Below are 8,419 nucleotides of genomic sequence, written 5' to 3'. Positions count from 1 at the left end.
CGCCAGCGCGAAGCCCGTGCCCGCGGCCGCGTCCGGGCTCGCGGCCGAGGCCGGGCTCGCCGGCGAGCCGGACGCGGAGACGGCGGCGGCCCACGCCGCGCACCCGCTCGGCTACGCGCCGCGGCCGGTCGTCATCGTCGAGAGCGCGATGACGAAGGCGATCGCGGTCCGCGTGACGATGCTGGACTTGAGCCGGCCCGCGCGCTCGCGCGACGGCGTCTGGCAGCCGCTCGTCGAGCGGCTCATGGCGCTCATGGAAGGCGCGCGGTCCGTGCTGCTGTTCGTGAACAGCCGCCGGCTGTGCGAGCGGCTCGTGCTGCGGCTGAACGAGCATGCCGGCCGCGAGCTGGCGCGCGCCCATCACGGCAGCCTCGCGCGGGAGCGGCGGCTCGAGGTCGAGCGGATGCTGAAGGCCGGCGAGCTGCGCTGCCTCGTCGCAACCTCCTCGCTCGAGCTCGGCATCGACGTGGGCCATGTCGACCTCGTGCTCCAGGTCGACTCGCCCAAGGCCGCCGCCGCGGGCATCCAGCGCATCGGCCGCGCCGGCCATGCCGTCGGCGACGTCAGCCGCGGCTATATCGTGGCGCGCCAGCGCGGCGAGCTGCCGGAAGCCGCAGTGCTGTGCCGCAGCATCGCACGCCGGGAGATCGAGGCGATCGTCCTGCCGCGCGAGCCGCTCGACGTGCTGTCGCAGCACGCCGTGTCCGTCGTCGCCGCCGCGGACGTGACCGTGGACGCGCTGTACGGGATGGTCGTTCGCAGCGAATGCTACCGCGGCTTTCCCCGCGTGCGGCTCGAGGCGGCGCTGAAGGTGCTGTCCGGCTTTTACCCGTTCGCGCGCCCGCTCATCGATTGGGACCGGGATACGGACACGCTGCGCAAGCGGGCGAACACCGCCATGGCGTCCGTCACCGGCGCGGGCACGATCCCGTCGAGCTCCGCGTACCCCGTCCACCATGCGGACAGCCGCGTCCATCTGGGCGAGCTGGACGAGGAATTCATCGCGGAGAGCCGCGCCGGGGACGTGTTCCAGCTGGGCACGAGCTCATGGATGATCAGCCGCATCGAGAACGACCGCGTCTACGTGCAGGAGGCGCCCAACCGGTTCAGCGAGATCCCGTTCTGGAACGCGGAGGCGAGCAGCCGGAGCGTCGAGGTCGGCGAGCGGCTCGGTGCGTTTTTGGACCAGCTCGCGAGCCGGCTGCGGTTAAGCGAGAACGACGCCGAGCCCAGCGCGGAAGAGACGCGGGCGCTCGAGGACGCGGCGATTGCCTGGCTGGACGCCGATTACGGGCTCGACCATTACGCCGCCTCCGAGCTGATCGAGCTCGTCCGGGCGCAGCACCGGGCGCTCGGGCTGCCGACCGCGCGGCGGATCATCATCGAATATTACCGCGATCTGATGAACCAGACGCGCATCGTCATCCACAGCCCGTTCGGGCGCCGGCTGAACCGGACCTGGCTGCTGGCGATCCGGCGGCATTTCGGGCGGCTGCTCCCCTATCCGGTGTACGGCAACGCCAAGGACAACGGCATCGAGCTCGTCGTGCCGGACTGGGACGCGTCCTGGCTGCAGACGCTGCGGCAGCTGACGGCAGGCGCCGTAGAGCCGCTGCTGACCGAAGCGATTACGGGCTCCCCCCTGCTCGCCGTGGCGTTCCGCCGGATCGCGGAGACGTCGCTGCTGCTGTCGCGCAGCTTCACCCGCACGCCGATGTGGCAGAAGCGGCTGCGTAGCGAGGAGCTGCTGAAGCAGGCGCTGCCGTTCGCGGAGCATTTTCCGTATCTGGCGGAAGCGATGCGGGAGTGCCTGCACGAATATCTGGACACGGAGGGGCTGAAAACGCTGCTGGAAGCCGCGGCCGACGGCCGCATCGAGGTCGTTGCGAAGGAGACGCGGGCGCCGTCGCCGTTCGCCGCGCAGTTCATCGCCGATTACGCGAACGCGATGCTCTACGAAGGCGACGGCTTGAGCGAAGCGACGCAGCTGCAGCTGCTCGGCGTCAGCAAAGCGCTCGCCGGGCAGCTGTTCGGCGAGGAGACGGTGCGGCGGGCGGTCGATCCCGCCGTCGCCCGCGAGGAAGCCGCGCGCCTGGAGGCGGGGCCGCTCGCGCCTGCGAGCGCGGACGAGCTGTTCGCGCTGCTCAAGCGGCGGGGCGACCAGTCCGCCGAGGAGCTGGCCGCCGCGGCCGGGCGGGACGCGGGCGCCTGGCTGGAGGCGCTGGCGGCAGCCGGGCGCGCGGCCGCGCTCGACTTCGGCGCCGGGCGGCGCTGGATCTGCGCCGAGGAGCGCGAGCTCTACGACGCGTTCCCGCGGAGCGAAGCCGCGATCGCGTTCGTGGCGGGGCGGTTCGCGGACAATCGGCTGTCGTTCACCGAGGCCGAGCTGCGGGAACGGTATCCGCGGCTAAGCGCCGCGGACGCCGCGCGCGTCGCCGGCACCTTGGCCGAGCTGGGCCGGACCGAGCACGCGCCGTTCGCGGACGAGGACGAACGGATCTGGACGAGCCGCGGCGTGGCGAAGCGGCTCGTCCGGCTGACGCTCGAGCAGGCGCGCAAGCAGGCCGAGGCCGCCGATCCCGTGGACTGGATGGCCTACATGTCGCGGCTGCAGCACGTGCTCTCGGGCACGCAGCTGAGCGGCATCGACGGGCTCCGCGCCGTCATCGAACGGCTGCAGGGCTTCTTCCTGCCCGCCTCGCACTGGGAGTCGCTGATCTTCCCCGCCCGCGTGGCCGGCTATCGCAAAGACGACCTCGACCTGCTCTGCGCTTCGGGCGAAGTCATCTGGCTCGGCCGGAAGGGCGATGCCGAGAAGGAAGGCCGCATCGCCTTCTTCCTCGCGGACGCCCGGCCGCTCTACGCGCCGGTGCTGCGGGCGGACGCCCGGGCGCGGGAGCAGGCCGGCGCGGGCGCACCCGGCGCGCCCGAGTCGAAGCATCCGCGGCTGCTCGAGCTGCTCCGGACGGGCGGGGCCAGCTTCCTGACCAAGCTGAGCCGCGACTACGGCAAGCCGCCGTCCGAGCTGCTCGCCGACCTGCTCGACCTCGTCTGGGAAGGCGCCGTCTCAAACGACCAGTTTGCGCCGCTGCGGCTGCAGCTCGCGACCAAGGGCAAGCAGCTCGCCCGCACGGGCTCCGGCCTCGGGCGCTGGTACTGGACCGGCTCGCTCGCGGACGTGGACGACGCCGAGACGAGCGGCGGACCGGCGTCGCGCCCGGCCGCGGAGCGCGGGCCGGCGGCCGGCGGCGCGGGCGAGGCCGCGGGCGCCCGGCAGGCCGGCGAGGCGGAAGCCGCCCGCACGGGCGAGCTCGGCGCCGAAGCGCTGCGAGCCGTGAGCTCCAGCCTGTCGGCGTCGGCGCTGCACTGGACCCAGCATCTGCTGGACAGCTGCGGCATCGTCTCCCGGGAGCTCGTGCAGCAGCTGTCGCCCTTCGGCTGGGACGAGCTCCTCCCCGTGCTGAAGCAGCTCGAGCAGTGGGGCGTCGTCACGCGCGGGCTGCTCGTGGAGGGCGTCGGCACGCTGCAGTTCGCCCGGCGCGAGGGCATCGAGGCCGTGCGCCGCCCGCTGCCCGCGCAGGCGGGCGGCGCCGTGACCGTGCTGGCCGCGACGGATCCGGCCAACCCGTTCGGCCTCGCCGCCGAATGGCCGTCCTCGCGGGGGGCCGGCTTCGCGCGCAAGAGCGGCAGCTTCCTCGTGCTGCAGCAGGGCCGGTGGCGCTTCTGGCTCGAGAACAACGGCCGGCATATCGTCGATCTCGCGGCGCCGCCGGGCGAGCCGGACGCCGCCGCGCGGGACGCGGAGCTCCCGTCCGCGCTGCGGGACATCTTCCGCACGCTGCTCCGCCAGCAGAAGCTGAGCAAGATCAAGATCGACCGATGGAACGGCGCGCCGATCGCGGAATCGCCGGTCGCGGACGTCCTGAAGGCGCTCGGCGCGGAGCGCGACAACCGCTCCTTCGTCATCTGGCCGAGCGACCTGCGGTGATCGGCCGGCCTCCGGCCGCGCATCCGGTGCCGGCAGCACCAGCCCCGGCCGCGCATCCGATGAACGGCAGCGCCGAACCCGGCGGGCCGCCCATCGCCGCGGCGGCCTGCCGAGCATGCCGCTCACACCGCGCCGCCCGTGCCCGGGCGCTTCCCCGGCCGCGGGCGCTGCAGACCACCGCCGCGCCGCCCGACCAACCCGAGCCCCCCGCGCGATGTCACGATTTTCACCTTATGCCGTTCCCCGGTTTGTGTTAAGGTGTAGGAAGTCCATCAAGCGGGGGTTATTCGTGTATGAAAAGGCTTCTCATCCTAGGCTGCATCGCCTACCTGGTCATCGGGCTGGGGCAGCTCGCCATCGGCGCCGTCATGGAGCCGATGGTCCAGTCGTACGGCATTCTCTACGGAGACGGCGGGCGGCTCGTCATGTTCCAATTCCTCGGCGGCATGGCCGGCATTCTATGCGCGCCGGGCCTCATGAACCGGCTTGGCAAAAAGCCCGTGCTCCTGGCGGCGATCGGCTTCATGACCGTCGCCGAGCTGCTGTACGCGCTGCGCCCGCCCTGGGGCGCCATGCTGGCGATCGCGCCGTTCGCGGGCGTCGGGCTCGGCATGACGGAAGCCGTGGTCGGCTCCTTCGTGGTCGGCGCTTCCGGCGCGAAGGCGAACGTCGCCATGAGCCGCGTCGAGACGTTCTTCGGCGTCGGCGCGCTCATCATCCCGTTCGCCGGCGCCGCGCTCATCGAAGCCGGCCAATGGCGGCTGTCCTTCGGCATCGTGGGCGTCATGGGCGCGGCCACGTTCCTGCTCTGGCTGCTCTGGTGGCCGTCCGTGCTCGACCGGCCGGCGCAGGCGGAGCCGGGCGGCGCCCACGGCTCCGCGCCCGGCGGGCGAACGGCCGGACAAGGGATCTCACGCCGGCAGAGCGGCATCGCGCTCGCGGCCTGCGCCCTGTTCTTCGTCGTCTACGTCGGGCTGGAGATGAGCTACATCCATTATCTGCCCTCCGTGCTCGTCGCCGGCAACGGCATGACCGAGTCGTCGGCCACGCTGGTGCTCAGCCTGTTCTGGGGCGCCATGGTGATCGGACGGCTCGTCTCCGGCCAGCTGGCCGACCGGCTGGGCGGCGCCGTCTATTTGCTCGGCACCTGTCTCGCCGCGGCCGTCCTGTTCGTGCTCATGACCTTCTTCACGGATAACGTGCCTACGATCTTGCTGACGTTCGCCGCCGGTCTCATGATGTCTGGCATGTTCGCCATCGCGCTCGTGTTCGCCAACCGCGCCGTGCCGGGCGCGGCGGAGCGGACGACGAGCCTGCTCATGGCGTGCGGCGGCATCGGCGGCGCGCTGCTGCCCGAAGGCGCGGGCTGGTTCCTGGACGCGTACGGTCCGGATGCGACGCGCTGGCTGTTCGCCGGCACCGCGCTCGCGCTGCTCGCCGTCATGGCATGGGCGGCCGCGGCCGCGCGGCAGCCGGGACGCCGGGCCTGGCTGCCTGCCGCCGAGAAACGGACGCAGCCGCTCTAACAAGAATCGAGGAGGAATGAACCGATGAACGATGCCATCGCGCGCCGCAAGCGCGAGCTGGAGCAATACAACGCGCCGCTGACGATCGATCCCGCGGAGCTGGACGCCTTCTGGAGCGCGACGCTGGCCGCGTATGCGGACCGTCCGCTCGGCACGCGGCGCGAACGGACGGAATCCCCGTTTCCCGGCGTAACGGTCGCCCGGCTGACGTACAACGGCTATGACGATACGCCGATTCACGCTTGGTTCATGGCGCCGGCCGCGCGCCCGGGCGATGGCGGCGGCGCGCTGCCGTGCGTCGTCGCGTTCCCCGGCTACACCGTCGACCGCGGCTATCCCGAACGGCACGCCGCCTGGCTGCTGCGGGGCTATGCGGTGCTGGCCGTGGACGTCCGCGGCCAGGGCGGCGAGACCGGCAACCGGATGCCGCTGCGCTCCGGCGCCGTCAAAGGCTGGGTGTCCGGCAACGTGCTGGAGCCGGAGGGCTCGTACTATCACGCGATCGCGCTGGACGCTGCGTGCGCCGTGGACGCCGCGGCAGCGCAGCCGGAGGTCGATGCCGCTAAGGTGGCGGCCGTCGGCGGCAGCCAAGGCGGCGGGCTCGCGCTGCTCGCGGCGGCGCTCAATCCGAAGACGGCCGCGGTCGTCGCGGATATTCCGAACCAGTGCCACATGGACTTCGGCGTGCTGCATTCCGCCAGCTACCTGACCGAGGTCGCCCAGTACCTGAAGCGGTACCCCGAACGGCTCGGAGCCGTGTTGCGGACGCTCGCCCATTTCGACCTGCTGAACCTGGCTCCGCGGATCCAGGCGCCTGTCCTGCTCTCCGTCGGCTGGAGGGATCCCGTCTGCATGCCCGAGACGGTCTACGCGGTCTACAACCGGATCGCAGCGGACAAAACGATCGTCGACTACCCGTTCAGCGGCCACGAAGTGAGCGAAGCGCAGGTTCGGATCGGCATGGAGTTCCTCGGCGCGCGCTTTCGCTAAGATCCGTCAAAACTAGCGGTGGACGGCCAGCCGCGCTGCGCTATAATGAAACTAACCGCATATAGGGACATCGCGAAGAACCTCCGGCCTCCGCTGCGCGCGCAGCAGATCTCCGAGGTTCTTCTTCGCTTAACGGGGCGGCGGTCCGGCGGCTGGCGCGCCGAAGAACGCCTTCAGCCGCGCCGCGAGCGTCCGCTGGCCGAGCAGCACCGGCGCGTTATGGCCCCGTCCGCCGAGGACGAGCAGGCGCGCGTCCGGTATCGCGCCGGCCGCCGCGCGGGCGCCCGCCAGCATGAACGCCGGGCTGCGGCCGCCGGCCAGCACGAGCGTCTCCGCCCGGATCGCCGCATAGCCGCCGCACGAGGAGTCGAGCCGGAACGTCTCTTCCATCTCGCGAATCAGCGTCGGCAGCTTGTCCCGAAGCTTGCGTCCTTCCGGGAAGAGCAGCGTCGGCAGCAGCAGCAGCTCCAGCAACCAGGCGGGCAGCCGGCAGAACGGCTGGGACGTGCCGACCCCTTTCAGAAAACTTACGAACGCGCGCACGTCCCGGCCTTCCGCCATGGCCTGCTTGTACGCGGGCATCCACCCGGACGGAAAGCTGCCCCGCACGGAGACCGCAGGCTCGTATACCGCGAGCCGCGCGACCGCGCCCGGACGCGTCCGCGCCAGCTCGAGCGCGATCAACCCGCCATAGCTGTGACCGAACAACAGCGAAGACCCCGTCGCCTCGAGCACGGCCAGGACGTCCTCGCATTCCCGGTCCATGCCGTACCGGCCGCCCTGCGGCCCGCTGTACCGGCGGCCGCGGCGGTCGAGGTTGTACACGGTGTACGTGTCCGCGAGCGCCGCGGCCAGCTTCTCGTATTCATGGCCGGAGACGAACGCCCCGTGCACGAGGACGAGGCCCGGCCCGCCGCCGAGCCGGCGGTAGCCGATGCGCGTGCCGTCCGCCGAGACGGCGTGATGCAGGGTGTACCCTCCTTTGGTCATGCAGACGCTCCTTTCCCGCCGCGCCGCCCGCGCGGCCGTCGATCCGTACCGGGCAGCGGCCACCTAGGCCGCAGCCCCCTCTGCCGGCGCCTAGCCGGATCGCACGCCGCGATCGCCGGCCGGCCGTCGTCCCGCCGCCCCCGTTTCCATTACCCGTCATTGGAGGTGCCAGGCATGAAATCGTCCATTGTCAAATGCCCCGGCTGCGGCCTGATGCTCCCGAACCGATCAATCGCGGAGCCGCCGCGCTTCCATGCGTCCGGCGAATGCATGGAGCTGTACCACCGGCTGTCCGTCTACACGATGGCCCGCGGCCGCGAAGCGTTCATCCACCAGCTGGCGCTCGATGCCTACGGCGCGCAGCATTCCGGCGCCGGCACGCGCCCGATCACGACCGCGTTCTCGCTGATCGGCCTCTATCTGGCCGCCGAACGCGGCTTCACCGGCCGGCAGGTCCAACTGGCCCACATGGAGCTCGGCCGGCAGAAGATCGCGTGGCCCGAGCTGACGCCGCCGGCGTCCGCGGGCGGCATCACCGTGCAGGACGTGCTGCATGCCGAGGAAGGCCAGGCGCGCGACGCGGCCATTCGCGATTGGGGCCGTTCGGTCTGGGACGAATGGACGCACGCCCACGCTTGGGTCAGGGAGGCCGCGAAGCCGGTGCTGCCGGCGTAACGCCGCTTCGGCGGGAGCGGCGCCGGCCCGCTTCCGCGTCAGCCCCTCGAGCAGGCCGCTCCCAATGCCCTTCAGCCTCCCCTCGGTACCTCACATGTGCGTTCGAAGGGGCTTTTCGCGCCAGCTTGCCGACCCTGCCCGCTGCCAAAATGTGCCGTTCCGGTTAGTATCGGATTCCCGCGCCGCGAGTATGCAGCGCATGCCCGCACGAATAAAGCCGGACGCTCCCGCGGGAACATCCGGCTTCTTG

The 8,419-nt window shown here is 71.6% G+C and carries 5 protein-coding genes; 4 read left to right on the top strand and 1 reads right to left on the bottom strand.

Annotation, left to right across the window (positions count from 1 at the left end):
* From ACFPB1_RS22500 to ACFPB1_RS22490, 3 genes are all read left to right on the top strand, one after another.
* Positions 1–3,988 (top strand): helicase-related protein (locus ACFPB1_RS22500; protein WP_379228374.1); only part of this gene is annotated, 3,988 nt, incomplete at its 5' end.
* A 293-nt stretch (positions 3,989–4,281) separates the two neighbouring features.
* Positions 4,282–5,514 (top strand): MFS transporter, encoded by a 1,233-nt coding sequence (locus ACFPB1_RS22495; RefSeq protein WP_379228373.1) that lies wholly within the window; start codon positions 4,282–4,284, stop codon positions 5,512–5,514.
* Positions 5,515–5,538: 24 nt separating this feature from the next.
* Positions 5,539–6,504, top strand: a complete 966-nt coding sequence (locus ACFPB1_RS22490; RefSeq protein WP_379228372.1) for an acetylxylan esterase — start codon at positions 5,539–5,541, stop codon at positions 6,502–6,504.
* Between the two features lie 129 nt (positions 6,505–6,633).
* Here ACFPB1_RS22490 and ACFPB1_RS22485 read toward each other — a convergent pair whose 3' ends face one another.
* Entirely contained in the window at positions 6,634–7,494 is an 861-nt protein-coding gene (locus tag ACFPB1_RS22485; RefSeq protein ID WP_379228371.1) for an alpha/beta fold hydrolase, read from the bottom strand.
* Positions 7,495–7,668: 174 nt separating this feature from the next.
* Between ACFPB1_RS22485 and ACFPB1_RS22480 the strand changes: the two genes are divergently transcribed.
* Positions 7,669–8,169 carry a DUF5946 family protein gene (locus ACFPB1_RS22480; protein WP_379228370.1) on the top strand — a complete coding sequence of 167 codons (501 nt, stop codon included), beginning with the start codon at positions 7,669–7,671 and terminating at the stop codon, positions 8,167–8,169.
* Positions 8,170–8,419: the final 250 nt, after the last annotated feature.

Source organism: Paenibacillus sp. GCM10023250 (genome assembly GCF_042653205.1).
GTDB lineage: Bacteria > Bacillota > Bacilli > Paenibacillales > Paenibacillaceae > Paenibacillus_Z.
Note: the sequence above shows the minus strand (reverse complement) of the source record. Positions and strands in the feature narration are given on the sequence as shown.

Excerpts from the sequence above, each read along its gene's own strand:
- ACFPB1_RS22495 (WP_379228373.1), top strand. The coding sequence starts at position 4,282 with ATGAAAAGGCTTCTCATCCTAGGCTGCATCGCCTACCTGGTCATCGGG.
- ACFPB1_RS22490 (WP_379228372.1), top strand. The coding sequence starts at position 5,539 with ATGAACGATGCCATCGCGCGCCGCAAGCGCGAGCTGGAGCAATACAAC.
- ACFPB1_RS22485 (WP_379228371.1), bottom strand. The coding sequence starts at position 7,494 with ATGACCAAAGGAGGGTACACCCTGCATCACGCCGTCTCGGCGGACGGC.
- ACFPB1_RS22480 (WP_379228370.1), top strand. The coding sequence starts at position 7,669 with ATGAAATCGTCCATTGTCAAATGCCCCGGCTGCGGCCTGATGCTCCCG.